The organism is Yoonia rosea, from assembly GCF_900156505.1.
GTDB classification, from domain to species: domain Bacteria; phylum Pseudomonadota; class Alphaproteobacteria; order Rhodobacterales; family Rhodobacteraceae; genus Yoonia; species Yoonia rosea.
Genome location: NZ_FTPR01000004.1, coordinates 147,396 through 162,407, shown reverse-complemented (window position 1 = coordinate 162,407; position 15,012 = coordinate 147,396). Strand labels below are relative to the sequence as shown.

14 protein-coding genes and 2 tRNA genes are annotated in these 15,012 nt (G+C 59.8%); 8 read left to right on the top strand and 8 right to left on the bottom strand.

Annotation, left to right across the window (positions count from 1 at the left end):
* Positions 1-141: 141 nt before the first annotated feature.
* The gene (locus B0B09_RS17005) at positions 142-1,608 is read right to left on the bottom strand and encodes a Y-family DNA polymerase (protein WP_207552175.1); all 1,467 of its coding nucleotides are present in this window, start codon (positions 1,606-1,608) and stop codon (positions 142-144) included.
* A complete protein-coding gene (locus B0B09_RS17000; protein ID WP_110550001.1) occupies positions 1,577-2,254 on the bottom strand; it encodes an ImuA family protein in 678 nt (225 codons plus the stop codon). The genes B0B09_RS17005 and B0B09_RS17000 overlap by 32 nt, the downstream gene beginning before the upstream one ends.
* A 173-nt stretch (positions 2,255-2,427) precedes the next feature.
* On the opposite strand from B0B09_RS17000, the gene B0B09_RS16995 reads away from it, so the two are divergent.
* Positions 2,428-2,517: transfer RNA gene (locus tag B0B09_RS16995), tRNA-Ser, on the top strand.
* A gap of 124 nt (positions 2,518-2,641) precedes the next feature.
* Here the strand turns inward: B0B09_RS16995 and B0B09_RS16990 are convergent.
* A tRNA-Cys gene (locus B0B09_RS16990) sits at positions 2,642-2,715 on the bottom strand.
* Between the two features lie 185 nt (positions 2,716-2,900).
* Here B0B09_RS16990 and neuC point away from each other — a divergent pair.
* Together neuC and B0B09_RS16980 are read left to right on the top strand one after the other, a co-directional pair.
* Positions 2,901-4,025 (top strand): UDP-N-acetylglucosamine 2-epimerase, encoded by a 1,125-nt coding sequence (gene neuC, locus B0B09_RS16985; protein ID WP_076661184.1) that lies wholly within the window; start codon positions 2,901-2,903, stop codon positions 4,023-4,025.
* Positions 4,009-5,268, top strand: coding sequence for a 3-deoxy-D-manno-octulosonic acid transferase (locus tag B0B09_RS16980; RefSeq protein ID WP_076661081.1), 1,260 nt, complete (start codon positions 4,009-4,011; stop codon positions 5,266-5,268). Before neuC ends, B0B09_RS16980 begins: the two co-directional genes overlap by 17 nt.
* Here the strand turns inward: B0B09_RS16980 and modC are convergent, their stop codons facing one another.
* The 4 genes from modC to B0B09_RS16960 are packed head-to-tail and all read right to left on the bottom strand — an operon-like array spanning position 5,269 to position 8,949.
* Positions 5,269-6,330, bottom strand: coding sequence for a molybdenum ABC transporter ATP-binding protein (gene modC / locus B0B09_RS16975; protein WP_076661080.1), 1,062 nt, complete (start codon positions 6,328-6,330; stop codon positions 5,269-5,271).
* Positions 6,327-7,025: a molybdate ABC transporter permease subunit gene (gene modB, locus B0B09_RS16970; RefSeq protein ID WP_076661079.1), complete on the bottom strand. Its 699-nt coding sequence runs from the start codon at positions 7,023-7,025 to the stop codon at positions 6,327-6,329. The genes modC and modB overlap by 4 nt, the downstream gene beginning before the upstream one ends.
* Positions 7,022-7,765, bottom strand: coding sequence for a molybdate ABC transporter substrate-binding protein (gene modA / locus B0B09_RS16965; RefSeq protein WP_076661078.1), 744 nt, complete (start codon positions 7,763-7,765; stop codon positions 7,022-7,024). The genes modB and modA overlap by 4 nt, the downstream gene beginning before the upstream one ends.
* A 38-nt stretch (positions 7,766-7,803) precedes the next feature.
* Entirely contained in the window at positions 7,804-8,949 is a 1,146-nt protein-coding gene (locus tag B0B09_RS16960) for an arginase family protein (RefSeq protein ID WP_242654490.1), read from the bottom strand.
* 46 nt (positions 8,950-8,995) lie between these two features.
* Between B0B09_RS16960 and B0B09_RS16955 the strand changes: the two genes are divergently transcribed.
* The 5 genes from B0B09_RS16955 (at position 8,996) to ptsP (ending at position 14,197) form a co-directional block, all read left to right on the top strand.
* Complete coding sequence (locus B0B09_RS16955) at positions 8,996-9,469, top strand: NUDIX hydrolase (RefSeq protein ID WP_076661077.1); 474 nt, start codon at positions 8,996-8,998, stop codon at positions 9,467-9,469.
* 62 nt (positions 9,470-9,531) lie between these two features.
* Positions 9,532-9,936, top strand: a complete 405-nt coding sequence (locus tag B0B09_RS16950; RefSeq protein ID WP_076661076.1) for a DUF1178 family protein — start codon at positions 9,532-9,534, stop codon at positions 9,934-9,936.
* Between the two features lie 21 nt (positions 9,937-9,957).
* Entirely contained in the window at positions 9,958-10,608 is a 651-nt protein-coding gene (locus B0B09_RS16945) for an SDR family oxidoreductase (protein WP_076661075.1), read from the top strand.
* A gap of 70 nt (positions 10,609-10,678) precedes the next feature.
* Positions 10,679-11,917, top strand: a complete 1,239-nt coding sequence (locus B0B09_RS16940; RefSeq protein ID WP_076661074.1) for an aspartate kinase — start codon at positions 10,679-10,681, stop codon at positions 11,915-11,917.
* A 36-nt stretch (positions 11,918-11,953) separates the two neighbouring features.
* The gene (gene ptsP, locus B0B09_RS16935; protein ID WP_076661073.1) at positions 11,954-14,197 is read left to right on the top strand and encodes a phosphoenolpyruvate--protein phosphotransferase; all 2,244 of its coding nucleotides are present in this window, start codon (positions 11,954-11,956) and stop codon (positions 14,195-14,197) included.
* Here ptsP and B0B09_RS16930 read toward each other — a convergent pair.
* The gene (locus tag B0B09_RS16930; protein WP_076661072.1) at positions 14,188-14,991 is read right to left on the bottom strand and encodes an EcsC family protein; all 804 of its coding nucleotides are present in this window, start codon (positions 14,989-14,991) and stop codon (positions 14,188-14,190) included. The genes ptsP and B0B09_RS16930 overlap by 10 nt on opposite strands.
* Positions 14,992-15,012 lie beyond the last annotated feature (21 nt).

Sequence of the window (15,012 nt, the reverse complement as noted above, 5' to 3'; positions counted from 1 at the left end):
CCACCCCCCGATCCGACAGGCTTATCATCTTGCCAAATGGGCTCCGCCCGTTCGCGGCTGAAACTGTCCACTGGACAGTTTCCAAGACGCCACTCACCCCACTGCCGGAGGCATCCCAAACCCACAATATGCACCACAGGTTCATGCGAAAAACCCATGCACAAACCAGCGCGGATCCCCCCCGCGCCCATCCTCATGCAGGCCTTCGCGATACAGCCACAACCGCAGACCCGTCTGGTTCTCAACCTTGAAATAGTCACGCAACCGCGTGCCGGGGCGGTCCTTCCACCACTCGGGCGCGATCCGTTCGGGCCCTGCATAACGGGCCACACGGTGTGTTTGCCTGCGCCAGACAAATTGTGCAGGCGGGCCTTCAGGCACGGCGTAGAGCACGCGCACCTCTTCGGGGTGATCAAGCAGGCGCAGGGGGCGTTCTTTGGTCAAAACCACACCCGTCTCAGGAACCGAGGCCAGCGCTGCAATCTGCGCCTCAGCCCGTTCCGGCAGATGGCTTTGACGCAAGATCGGGCGGGTAACGGCGCGGGGCCCGAATTTCGCGCTGAGCCGGTCAATCAGCTGTGTCAGATGAAGGTCATCGTCCGCCCCGCCCTCCAAACGGGTTTGGCGATCCTGCATTTCCTCCACCGCACCTGCCGCAAGCGTGATCAGGTCAAACCCGAAACCGGGGTTGATACGTTCCAGCTTATCCCGAAAAAGACCCTGCAAATGCGCAGGATCGCGTGTGGGCGCAGAGGTCGCGACATCAACATGGCTGACATCACCGTCCGTTCTATAAACCATCAGATGCAGGCGCCGGCAGCCCTGCCCGGCTTGTTTCAACTGGTCACAGAGGTCCGCGCAAAGCTCCGGCAGATGGGGTGTTGGATCAAAAATCGGCTCGGCGAGGCGGGCCTGCGCGCGGATCACAGGCTTGGCATCGACGCTGGAGACAGGTTCAGCCAATTTGCCCATCAACTGGTCCAGCCGCATCAGGGGATTGGCCTGCAACCCTGCCTTCACAAAGCGGCGGGTCAGCGACAGGCGCGGGACATCCATGACCGCACCAATGGTTTTCAACCCCAGGCGGCGCAGCAAAAGCAGCGTCGGCGCATCCAGCCGCAAACCGGCCACCGGCAAGGCCCCCAGTTTGAAATAAATCTCATCCGCCCCGCAGATCGCGCGCACCGGACCGAAACGCGCAAGCGCCCAGGCCGCCCCCCATGTGGGCGCCACCGCCAACCGCGCGGTCAGACCCAGCAAGGATAACTGCGTTTCCATCTCGACCAGCATGGCCGCCTCACCCCCCCAAAGATGGTCGGCCCCTGTGGTATCCAGAATGAGCCCGTCATCGCCATCCCGCACCGTCCACGGGCACCACCGGCGCGCCCAAAGGACCAGCCGGTCAAGGGCGGCACGATCGCCTGCCTCATCGGCATATGCGACCTGCAGTTCGGGGCAAATCGCGCGCATATCGACCACCCGCGATCCCGGCGTGATCCCTTCAAGCCGCGCGGTCCGGTTGGCTGCATGAATAACCGGCCCATGCTGCCCCTCGCGGGCCAGCACCACGGGGATATCATCCGGCGGTGCGTTCCCCTGCCGTTCCATCACGCGCATCCACCGCTCGATCGCGAACTGGGGCAGCGAGATCGACACGATCCGTCGCGCGGTCATAGCTGGCCACCCATTGGCCGGGCCTGGTATGGCGCGCGCGAAACAGATCGAGCGCCCAGCGCGGCGCGCCGGGGGCCTGCGGATCGTGCGGATGCGGGGCAGAGGGAATACTTGTAATACGCCAACGTTCGCGCGCAGCGCTGAGATCGGGGCTGGCCGCCCTGCGGATCAACCAGCAGGGCACATCGCCGGCCTCTGCGCGCAAGGCCAGTCGCTTGGTTGCGGTAAAATCCAGACAGGGCGGATCGCCCCAAATCTCGCCAATCACAGCGCCAAGACTGCGACAGCGCAACCCGTCCTCCATCGCCCACAACACGTCCATGGCACGCGAAAGATCGACCATAATCACCGGACGATCCACACACATTCCCGCCAGCGCAGGACGCCCCGCCTCTTTGCGGGACAACCGATCCTGCACCCATAGGACAGGCGCCGTACCGCGTGGCAGCCGCGAGAGAGCAAAACCCACGGCACTGGCGTCTGCAGGGTGGCTCGCAAAAGCCTCTGACAAGGTATGGGCGATTGGCGCAGCACGCGCCCCCTGCTCTGCCAAAGCTTTGTGTAAACGAAGTGGGGTCACACACGACACACCGAATCCCTCTTAATGTTCACTCTTTGTTCTATTTCACTTTGTCCTTTTTCGCAACGTCCGCCCCGCTGCGAAATCGGCAGGCAGAACAGCAAAGACGTAAAGCCCGCAAAATCCAAGATTCTACTTGTGATCCGCAGTTTGTTCCTGCTAGACGCGTCGGCGGAGACGTGGCCGAGTGGTCGAAGGCGCTCCCCTGCTAAGGGAGTAGGCGGGAAACCGTCTCGAGGGTTCGAATCCCTTCGTCTCCGCCACACGACAAGTTCGGCAACGCGCGAGAGCGATTCAGGCGCAGCAAATTCCAACAGAGCAAAAGCAGAATGTTTGGACTTGGCTGGCCACAGATGCTGTGCTCACTACTAAGCCATTGAAATTAAATGGAGGCGAGTACCGGAATCGAACCGGTCTACACGGATTTGCAATCCGCTGCATAACCTACCTGCCCACTCGCCTCGTAAGCATGTCACCTAAGGATGACGCCTGATAAGGTCAAGCGCTTAGATAAACGCAGCTGACGACTTGGGCAAGAACGCAACGCGCCCAAGGCCAAAGCCCGTTTCCTTTCCGGCGACATCACGGTAACCTTCATTCCAGCAAGGATCGGGACATCCGATAGCGTATTGATTTGGGAATCGGGATGCCGCGCACAGTTCTTTTTGTCACCGGAACACGGGCCGATTTTGGCAAGCTTGAGCCTTTGGCCGTTGCCACGCGGGATGCAGGGTTTGACGTGTCGTTCTTCACGACCGGGATGCACATGCTCAAACGCTACGGGCTGACCAAACTGGAGGTGCACCGCACATCCGGAGTACAGGTTCATGAATTCCTCAACCAGCGGCCTGGCGATCCACAGGATATGGTGTTGGCCAAGACGATCATCGGGTTTTCGGATTTCGTAAAGGAATACGCCCCCGATCTTGTGGTGATCCACGGTGACCGGGTTGAGGCGCTTGCTTGCGCGCTGGTTTGTGCCACCAACTATATCCGTTGCGCCCATATCGAAGGCGGCGAGGTTTCGGGCACGATTGATGAGATCTACCGTCATTGTAACAGCAAACTGGCCAGTCAGCATTTTGTCTCATCGCAGGATGCTGCACGGCGCGTGATGGCGCTGGGCGAGCCTGAAGCGAATATCCGCGCCATCGGATCGCCCGAGCTGGATTTTCACGCAGGGCCATCGGGCGTCACCCTTGCCCAAGTTCGCGAGCGCTATGCCATACCTTTCGGTGATTATGGCATTTGTGTTTTCCATCCTGTCACCTCCGAAGCCGACACGATGGGCGCGCAAGCCGACGCACTATTCGACGCGCTTGATCGGTCAGGGCGCAATTTTGTCGTCATCGCCCCGAACAATGACCCCGGGTCTGCTGCTATTTTTGATGCGATTGCCCGCTTGCCCAACGAGCGGTTCCGCGTTCTGCCGTCCATGCGTTTCGCTCACTTCTCGGAACTGATGAAGAATGCCAAAGCGATGGTTGGCAATTCATCGGCAGGTGTGCGCGAAGCCCCGTTCCTTGGCCTGCCATCCCTTGATATTGGCACACGCCAGACCAATCGCGCCAAATCACCATCCGTCTTTTTCGCCGATGCGACAGATACTGCAGCGATCAATACATTCTTGCAGAACAGATGGGGCGAGGCATACCCGCGTCACGACGCCTTTGGCGGTGGCAGCGCATCCGAGCGCTTTGTGGACGCCCTGAAATCCGAGGATTTCTGGCAGAGCTCCTTGCAAAAGACATTTCATGACATCCCCAGCTGACATGCATCGGGGTTTGGCGTTGCGCAGCTATCTTGCTGCAAGCCATCTGATTGCACCCGCCGCCAAGCCTGTGCTGCGCCGCCGATTGCAGCGCGGCAAGGAACACCCGACGCGCTGGCAGGAAAAGATGGGCCGAAACCTCGCCCCACGCCCTGACGGTCCATTGATATGGCTTCACGCGGTCGGATTGGGCGAAGTGCTTTCCCTGCGCGGCCTGATCGCACGTCTGGGGCAGCAACGGCCTGATCTGTCATTCCTTGTGACATCGACCACGGCTACCTCGGCCGAAGTCTTTGCCAAGAACGCTCCACCCCGGACGACGCATCAGTTTTTGCCGCTTGATGCGCCCGCCTTTCGCCGCCGTTTCCTCGATCATTTTCGCCCTGATCTGTGCATCTGGGTCGAGCAAGACCTCTGGCCGGGCATGGTTAGCGATCTGGCCAGTCGCCAAGTGCCGCAATGCATGGTGGCCGCGCGCATGAATGCTGCGTCATTCCGGTCGCACCAAAGGGCAGCGGGGCTTTACCGCGATCTTTACAGCGCGATGGCAATGATCACTGCGCAGGATGCCGCGACCGCAGCACATCTCGCCTCACTTGGCGCAAAGGTGAAGGTCACAGGATCGCTCAAACCTGCCGCGCCATTGTTGGTCTGTGATGAGGCGGAATTGGAGAGGCTACAGAGAACGCTCGCCCAGCGCCGCATTTGGGCCGTAGCCCCCGCGCATCCAGACGATATTGCGCTTGCACGTACAGCCCATCAGAAACTGCGCGACACAGATTCAACCGCGCTTCTCATCATTGCCCCCAGACTGCCACAGCACACCCTTGAGGAAATTGGCCCGCGTCGGTCCAAGGGGGAGGTTCCAGCGCCGGATGATGCCGTCTGGCTCTGTGATACTTACGGTGACCTTGGCCTGATCTATCGCCTCGCCCAAACCGTGTTGATCGGCGGGACATTCGGCGATGTCGAGGGGCATAACCCGTGGGAAGCCGCTGCTTTGGGCTGTGCCATATTGCACGGGCCGCGGGTCGCCAATTTCAAAACCGACTTTGCGCAACTGGCCGATGCTTCAGGTGCTATTGCGGTCGCGACTGCCGATGATATCGCGAAGGCGCTGGTGTCAGGTGATTTGCCGCGCATCGCCGAAAACGCAGGCCGCGCAATCAAGATTGCAAGCACGCAAACCGATGCGCTGGCCGCAGATTTACTTGGTCTCTTCGACTGTACGACAGAAACCTGATCATTGCCCGATGTCTTCTGGCCCAACCGCGGTTGCCTTGATGATGGCATAAATCTTCTGTCCTACCGCCAAATTCATCCGCAATGCGCTGCGCCGTGTCACACGCGCCAAGAGGTGATCATTCCCCGCACGCAGCCCGACCGCAACACCGGGGCCGCGCCCTTGTTCAACACGGGTGATTTCAACGGGCAGGACATTCAATGCGCTCAAACCTTGCGGGGCGACCGTTGAGAGGATCACATCCTGCGCCGGAATACGCACACGGATTGTTTGGCCCAACACGCCCAAAATCCCCGGCAAGATCAAACGTCCGCCAGAAAAGGCAAGTTCTGTCAATCCGTCATCCAGCAACCGCCCCGCAACTTTGGTGGTGATCACCGCACCCGCTGCGCGGACGCCGACCAACGGCATCGTTTCGGGCTGGGACAATACCTGACCTACCGGTCCAGAGGCCACCACATGGCCTGCGTCCAGCACCACAAGTGTCGTAGCCAAGCGGGCGACCTCGGACACATCATGGCTGACATAAAGCATGGGTGTTTCGACCTCATCGCGCAGCCGTTCGATGAACGGCAGGATTTCAGCCTTACGCGGGGCATCAAGGGCAGCAAGCGGTTCATCCATCAACAATAGCTGCGGATCACACATCAGCGCACGGCCCAGAGCCACGCGCTGGCGCTCGCCCCCAGACAGACCTGCTGGCATCCGCGCGAGCAGATGCGAAAGCCCCAGCACATCAATCACGCGGGCTGCATCATGATCGCCACCATAGGTCAGATTTCGCTGAACGGTCATATGCGGGAAAAGACGCGCGTCTTGGAACACATAACCGATACGCCGTTTGTGCGGCGGCAGGTGCTGGCGGGTCGCCGCATCAAAGAGAACGGCATCACCGACCGCGATCCGCCCCAAATCCGGGCGCAAGAGCCCCGCAACAGCATTGACCAGTGACGTTTTGCCCGACCCCGAACGCCCAAAAATCGCCGTCACGCCTTTGGGTGCCTCGAATTGCACATCGAGGTCAAACATGCCCAGCCGCTTTTGGATATCAACCGTGATCATCTGCCTGTCACCCGCTTGGCCATGCGGCGGGCCAGCCACTCGGACAGGATGAGCGCGCCCATCGCAAGGATGACCGACACCACGACCAGTGATAAAACCGCGGGCTCACTTCCCGGCACCTGCAACAGACCATAGATCGCGGTAGGGATGGTCTGGGTCTGGCCAGGGATCGCGGCGACAAAAGTGATCGTCGCGCCAAACTCGCCCAGCGCCTTCGCAAAGCCCAATATCGCGCCCGCGAGGATACCCGGCACGACCAAGGGCAGTGTCACCGTGCGCCAAACCCGCATGCGCGACGCACCAAGGGTAGATGCCGTCTCCTCCAATCCCGGATCAACGGCCTCAAACCCAAGCCGGATCGCGCGCACCATCAGGGGAAACGCCATGATCGCGGCCGCCAGTGCCGCCCCCGTCCAGCGAAAGGCAAAACTGATGCCAAAGGTCTGGTACAGCAGACTGCCTACCGGCCCTTGTTGGCCGAAAAGCACTAGCAAAAGATACCCCGTGACCACAGGCGGCAAGACCAACGGCAAATGCACCAGACCATTCAACAACTGCCGGCCCGGAAAGGATTTCCGCGCCAGGATATACGCCACCCAAATCGCCACCGGGAGTGCCGCCAAGGTGGCCACCAGTGCCACACGCAACGACAACCAGATCGCGGTCCATTCCGCAGGCCCGAGCGCGTCGATCATGACGGATCGTCCGCAGGCGGCAGCAAACCGGCCTCTGCCAAAATCGTCTGGCCCTGCGGTCCGCGCAGATAGGTCAGCACGTCTTGCGCGGCGATGTCAGCGTTATTGGTCAGCGCTGCAACATAGCGTATCGGCGGATGGCTGTCGGCCGGAAACAGAGCAACTTGGGCCACATCCTGCGTGATCCGCGTGTCGCTTTGATAAACGATTCCCAAAGGCGCCTGCCCGCGCGCCACCAACGCCAGTGCGGCACGCACATTGTCCACTTCGGCCAGCTTGTCCTCAATCGCCTCCCACAAGCCCAGCGACTGCAACGCAGCCTTGGCGTATATGCCTGCCGGAACTGCCTGCGTAAGCCCGACGGCCATACGCCCTGCCTCCAATGCGTCCAAGATCGCCTCTGATGTCAGCGGCACGGGGCCGGCACCTTCAGGCCCGATCATCACCAAGCGGTTGCTGGCAAAATCAAACACGCTCTCGGCTTGCACATGATCGCCCGCGACCAGGACATCCATCCAATCGGTATTCGCCAGAAGCACAATGTCCGCAGGCGCACCGAAACTGACCTGCCGCGCCATGGTGCCACTGCCGCCATAAGAGACAACAACATCATCAAACTGCGCCGCAATCCGATCGACGGGTTCTTTCAGGCTGGCCGCGGCAAAGATCAGCACATCGGCCCGCGCTGCAGCGGCGGTCAGTGTCAGAAAAAACCCGATCAAAAGCATGTGTAATCTCATGGCGCGACTATCAGGGCGTTTACGCCCCCTTGCAAGGGTCAGGCCCAGCGCGGGCGACGCATCGCCAATGACTGCACGCCCGTGCGCACAGCATCGCTGATCGGCCCTTCGCGCGGGGTGTCGCGCAGTGTGGTGATCCAGTGCGCTTCGGGATGGTGTTTGCGCAGCGGGCTGGTCCACGTCAAAGCACCGAGGATCGCTTGGGATGCGGGCGGCAGGACATCCGGAATGTCGTAGCCATTCAGCGTTGCCCAAACCCCCGTCCAGAGCCGGCCCACCGACCACGGGTTATAGCCGCCTCCCCCTAGGACCAGATAACGCGGCGACAGCGGGCGCAGGGCTGCGACAATCGCCCAATGGGCGTTGTTTGACAGGGCTAGCCGCGATTGGCGGTCTTCTGCCACCGCATCTGCCCCGCATTGCAGGACAATCGCATCAGGGCCGAAATCAGCCACCAAAGGCAAAATCAGTGTGTCGCGGATCAGCGCCATTTCGGTGTCATTCAACCCTGCTGGCACAGGCAGGTTATAGACCTGCCCTACACCCATGTCCGCCAAAGCACCTGTCCGCGGCCAGCGGTTTACCTCATGCACCGAGATTTGCAGCGTATCCGCATCATAGGCAAAAGCATGCTCGACCCCGTCAGGGTGGTGGGCGTCGATATCAATATAGGCAATCTTCTGGGCGCCGTTGCGCCGCAAGGACTGGATCGCCAGCACCGGATCATTGAGGTAGCAAAAGCCGTTTGCGCGGTCTGGCAACCCGTGATGCGTGCCGCCTGCGGGGGAATAGATTACACCGCCGTCGCGCAGCAGTTCGCCCGCCAAAAGCGACGCACCCGCAGCGGTGGCAGGCCTGCGGAACATTTCCTTGAATATCGGATTGGAAGGCGTGCCCAAATTGTGTTTCAGGCGTATCTGCTCACTCACACTCTGCGCCGCTTCAGCCGCCTGCAACGCGGCCAGATAGGTCGGTGTATGATATCCCGTAAGCGCCGCCGCCTTGGCGCGCGGACTGGTGATAAACTGCGCAGGCGGCAGCCAACCGATGCTGCGCGCAAGGTCCATGACCGTCGAGACACGCGGCACGCGCAACGGATGCCACGCCCCATAGCTGGAGTGCCGATAAATCTCGGACCCGATAAATCGCGCGTGTGGGGTTGCGTGTGGAAGGGATGCTTGCATAACGTCTGACATATAATCTGATGTAATGCGATTTGCGGCAGAGAACATGGCAAAATCAGTCGCAAAACAGCTCCCCTTGAAGCTGCGGACCGGACACAAAACAGACGTACGGGCCCAGTTTGCGGCCCTCTGCTGGCGTGTGAAAAACGATAAGGTCCAGGTTTGCCTGATTACCAGCCGCACACGCAAACGCTGGATCATCCCCAAGGGCTGGCCCATGCACAAACAAACGCCTGCAAACGCTGCCGCGACGGAGGCCTTTGAAGAGGCGGGACTAAGTGGTGAGGCCATTGATTTCTGTCTTGGGGTGTTCAGCTACAGCAAGCCGCAAAAAGTAGATAACGCCCCAATCGTCACGATGGTTTATCCGCTTCATGTCACCCACGTGCATGCGGACTGGCCCGAAAAAGAGCAGCGCCGCCGCAAGTGGATGTCGCCCGCCAAAGCCGCCAAGAAAATCAAAGAGCCGGAACTAAAGCGCATTGTCGCGGGGTTTAAGCCACATAAGATCCTGCGCTAGCAGCCGCTTGCAGCCCCGCGCAAAAGGCCTATTTATCATTTAGATGTAAGCGATAGGTTGTGATGATCCGTTTCCACCTCAAATGTGAAGAAGACCACGAATTCGAAAGCTGGTTCCAGTCGGGCGAGGCCTTTGACAAGCTTGTCGCGGCCAATTTGGTGAATTGCACCACCTGCGGCACCACCAAGGTCCGCAAGACGATCATGGCACCAGCTGTCAGCACATCATCGCGGATCACGGCTCCGAAACCCTCCGAGGCCGACCTCGCCGCATTGCGTGAGAAAGTAGAGGCGCATTCCGACTATGTCGGTAAGGGATTTGTCAAAGAGGCCCGCGATATGCATGACGGCCTTGTCCCCGAACGCCCGATTTACGGCGAGGCCAACCTGAACGAGGCCAAAAAGCTGGTGGAGGATGGTATTCCAGTCGTGCCGCTGCCCTTCATGCCACGCAAGAAGACGAACTGAGCCCCAAAGACAGGACACCTTATGACGACACTGATCACAGGGGCCAATCGCGGGATTGGTCAGGCGCTTATGGGACTTTATGCTGACGCGGGCGAACCTGTCATCGGCACGCATCGCGCCGCTGATGCAGGGCCGATGTATGAACTTGATGTCACAGACCCCGCATCACATGCCGCCTTGGCGGCGCGTCTTGGGGATAGGCCGATTGATCTTCTGGTCTGCAACGCAGGTGTTTATCTCGACAAAGGGCAAACATTGGCCGGGGGCTACCCCGCAGACATGTGGGAACAGATGTTTGCAGCAAACGTCACCGGCGTCTTCCTGACGATCCAACACCTCCTGCCTCATTTGCAGCGCGCCAAAGCAGGCAAAATCGCGATCATCTCGTCGCAGATGGCGTCACACACGCGTGCCCCCGGCGGCAGTTACATCTATCGGGCCAGCAAGGCTGCAGCGCTCAACCTCGGGCGCAACCTGGCCACTGATCTGGCACCAGAAGGGATCGCTGTCGGCATCTATCATCCCGGCTGGGTACGCACCGACATGGGCGGCGACAGTGCCGACATTTCGATGGAAGAAAGCGCCGCAGGGCTGGCCGCGAGATTTGCCGAACTGAGCCTGCAGACGACGGGCTGTTTTCTGACATGGGACGGGCAGGAGCACCCTTACTAACTATTTGCCCTTTGCGACCACGCACAGTAAAGGAAGCGCTGATTATTCAGACGTTTTCGAAAGATAGCCCATGCCAACGCTCGTGATGAAATTTGGCGGCACTTCGGTGGCCAACCTTGACCGTATCGCACGCGCGGCAAAACGCGTAGCTGTCGAGGTCGCCAATGGCTATGATGTGATCGTTATTGTCTCGGCGATGTCGGGCAAGACCAACGAACTTGTCGGCTGGGTCAATGAAACATCCCCGCTTTATGATGCACGCGAATATGATGCGATCGTGTCATCAGGCGAAAACGTGACCGCGGGCCTGATGGCACTGCGTTTGCAGGAAATGGATATCCCCGCGCGCAGCTGGCAGGGCTGGCAGGTGCCTGTCAAAACCACCTCGGCCCATTCGAACGCACGCATCGAAGAGATACCCACCGAAAAGATCAACGCCAAGTTCGGCGAAGGCATGAAAGTTGCCGTCGTGGCCGGTTTTCAGGGCATCAGCCCCGAAGGCCGCATCACCACCTTGGGGCGCGGTGGATCTGATACAACAGCCGTGGCCTTTGCCGCCGCGTTCGGGGCGGAACGTTGCGATATCTACACTGATGTTGACGGCGTCTACACGACGGACCCGCGCATCACGAGCAAGGCGCGCAAGCTCGACAAGATCGCCTTCGAGGAAATGCTGGAACTGGCCTCATTGGGTGCAAAGGTTTTGCAAACCCGCTCGGTCGAACTGGCCATGCGCTATAAAGTGCGCCTGCGGGTGCTGTCATCATTCGAAGAACCATCGGACAGCGCCGGAACGCTGGTCTGCGATGAGGAGGAAATCATGGAATCCAATGTTGTAGCCGGTGTCGCCTATTCACGCGACGAAGCGAAAATGACCCTGATCTCGGTCGCCGACCGCCCCGGCATTGCCGCCGCGATCTTTGGGCCGCTGTCCGAGGCTGGCGTAAACGTCGACATGATCGTGCAAAACATCTCGGAAGAAGGGCGCACGGATATGACGTTCTCTTGCCCGACCGATCAGGTGAAACGCGCTGAAAAGGCGATGCAGGATGCCAAGGCGAGCGGCGCGATCAATTTTCACGACCTCGTTGCTGACGAAGGCGTGGCCAAAGTCAGCGTCGTGGGGATCGGCATGCGCAGCCATACCGGCGTCGCGGCCAAGATGTTCCGTGTGCTTTCCGCTGAAGGTGTGAACATTAAGGTCATTACAACCTCCGAGATCAAGATTTCCGTATTGATCGACAGAAAATACATGGAACTTGCCGTGCAAGCCCTGCATGATGCTTTCGAATTGGAAAAAGCGGGCTGACGCATTTGTGTGCCAGCCCGTTCCACAGGAGGGGCTATGCCACATCGGCTAGAAAGCGAAAGCCGCAAGCTGCTTGGACGGCTGCGCGAGGCGCTCGCGGCTGACAACGAGGGTCAGGCGCGGCTGGATGCCGTGGTGAACCTGATCGCTGATTCGATGGGCACCGAAGTGTGCTCGATCTATCTGTTCCGCGATGCTGAAACGCTTGAGCTTTGTGCAACCAAAGGCCTCGAGGCAGATGCTGTGCACCAGACGCGGATGCGATTGGGCGAGGGGCTTGTCGGGCGTACCGCCAAGAGCCGCACGGTCATCAACACCGCTGATGCGCCAGCGGCCAAGGGCTTTCGCTATATGCCCGAGACAGGGGAAGAGCGTTATTCGTCTTTCTGCGGCGTCCCGATCCAGCGTCTTGGCGATGTACTGGGCGTGCTGGTCGTCCAGTCCAAAGCGGCCCGTGAATACACGCCGGATGAGGTCTACGCGCTTGAAATCGTAGCGATGGTTATCGCCGAGATGACCGAGTTGGGCGCCTTTGTCGGTGAAGGTGCCGCACTTTCGGCCCGCCACCAACAGCCTGTCATGCTGCGCGGCTCGATTGCGCAGGAAGGGGCCAGCGAGGGTGTCGTTTACCTGCACGAACCCCGCGTTGTGGTCACAAATCCGATTTCGGAAGACCCTGAAACCGAAGGTGCACGTCTGCGCGACGCCATCGAGGACCTGCGCAAGGGCGTTGACAACATGCTGATCGGCGCACGCTCGGTTGATGCCGATCAGGTGCAGGTGCTTGAGGCCTACCGCATGTTTGCCAATTCGACCAGTTGGCTCAAGCGGATGGAGGAGGACGTCAAAAGCGGTCTCTCTGCCGAGGCCGCGGTCGAAAAAGAGCAATCACACGCCCGCGCACGTCTATCGCGTGCCGCTGACCCCTACCTGCGCGAACGGTTGCATGATCTTGATGATCTCTCCAACCGCTTGCTGCGTATTCTGACCGGCCAAGGCGCCGAGGCGCGCGCGGACATGCCCGACAATCCGATTCTTGTGGCCCGCAATATCGGGCCCGGAGAACTCTTGGAGTATGGCAAGAAAATCCGCGGCATCGTGCTCGAAGAAGGCTCGGTCGGCAGTCACGCCGCCATTGTAGCACGGGCTTGGGCGATCCCGCTCATCATCAACGCCAAAGGCGTCACCCGTGAGGCCTTGAACGGCGACCCGATCCTTGTCGATGGCGATCAGGGCATCGCGCATTTGCGCCCTGATGAGACCGTGCAAGCCGCGTTCCGCGACAAAATCGCGATGCAGACGCGCGCGCAGGAACGCTATGCCTCAATCCGCGACCTGCCTGCGGAAACCAAATGTGGCACGCGTATCTCCTTGCAGATGAACGCAGGCCTGATTGCGGACCTGCCGTCGCTGGCGGGCTCGGGTGCGGAAGGCGTCGGGCTCTTCCGGACTGAATTGCAGTTCCTGATCCGCACCCAGATGCCGCGCCGCGCCGAGCTTTCAGCGCTTTATGCGCGTGTGCTCAAAGCCGCAGACGGCAAGCGGGTGGCGTTTCGCACACTTGATATCGGGTCGGACAAAGTGCTGACCTATATGAAGCCCAATGATGAACCGAACCCCGCGATGGGGTGGCGTGCGATCCGTGTGGGACTTGATAAGCCAGGCGTCTTGCGGATGCAGTTGCAAGCACTTCTGCGCGCTGCAAACGGTCAGCCCCTGACCGTGATGTTCCCCTTTATCACCCAGATGAATGAGTTTCGTGCAGCACGCGCCGAAATGGACAAGGCCATTGCGCGCGAAACCAAATTGGGCCACGCCTTGCCGTCCAAACTCGACGTGGGCGCGATGCTGGAAACACCCTCGCTCGCCTATGCGCCGGATGCTTTTTTCGAAGAAGTCGATTTCATTTCCATTGGCGGTAACGACCTCAAACAGTTCTTCTTTGCTGCCGACCGCGAGAATGAGCGCGTGCGCAAACGCTACGATACGCTGGACACCAGCTTTCTGTCCTTCCTGAGCCTTGTCATCAAGCGTTGTGAGAAAAGCGGAACACCGCTGTCCTTCTGTGGCGAAGATGCAGGGCGTCCTGTTGAGGCGCTTTGCTTTGCCGCCCTTGGCCTGCGCACCCTGTCAATGCGCCCTGCCTCGGTCGGTCCGGTCAAGCATCTCTTGCGCCGCGTGAACCTCGATGAGGTGAAGGCGGTGATGGACGAAGCGATCGCGAATGGCGACCAATCCGTGCGCCGCGCTGTGGCCGACTGGCTGGTCTATCAGGTCTGAGGCAGCTTGCCTGCGGCCAGAACCGCGTGGAAATGATCCGTGACTGCCTGTTCACCATAAATGCGCGCCAAGCGGCGCAGCCCGAAATGCACATGGGCCATCGAGACGTAGTAATCGACAAAGGCGTAATTGGTGCCTGCGCCCGCTGCGGCACCCAAAATAGGTACCGCCTGTGTCGCCAGCTTTTGCGACAGGACAGCGGCAAACTTCGGGGCCACTTTGCTGATCAACCCGTTTACAGCCGCACCCGAGATACTGAGCCGCGCACCGATAAAGGCCGTATCAATCCCGTCATCGCCACTCCCCGGTCCGCCCGCACCAAAGACGGCAAGGCATTCAACCTTGGTTTCCTCCGCATCCGGATCTTCCCCGTAAGTCACCGCCACATGATGGACGGCACGGAAAATCACAGTGGTTGCCACGGGCAATTCGGCAAGTGCGGTTGGCAAACCGCCAACACCACCAAAGGCACCTGAAATTGTCCCCAAAATCTTGTGAATACGGTCCGAGCCAATCGTCTGCCCGCGCCCCTTGCGCGACTGGCTTGCGATGTCAAAACTATGGCGCAATGCCGTGCGTGCCAGATCGTCCATCTGGCCACGGACACCTGCGGGCAGCATTTTGAGCCCGTCTTCGACCTGCCCGCCGACATAGTTGATTGCGGTCATCAACATGCCATTTGCCTTGCGTTGACGCGCGGCCAAAGCAGCAATTTCAACCCGTGCCGCATCGCTAAGCGGTGGTTGCGGGTTCGAAGGATTGATCTCTTTCATCGTGGCGCTTTTGTCATTCATCCCTTCGAAATGGGGATAGCA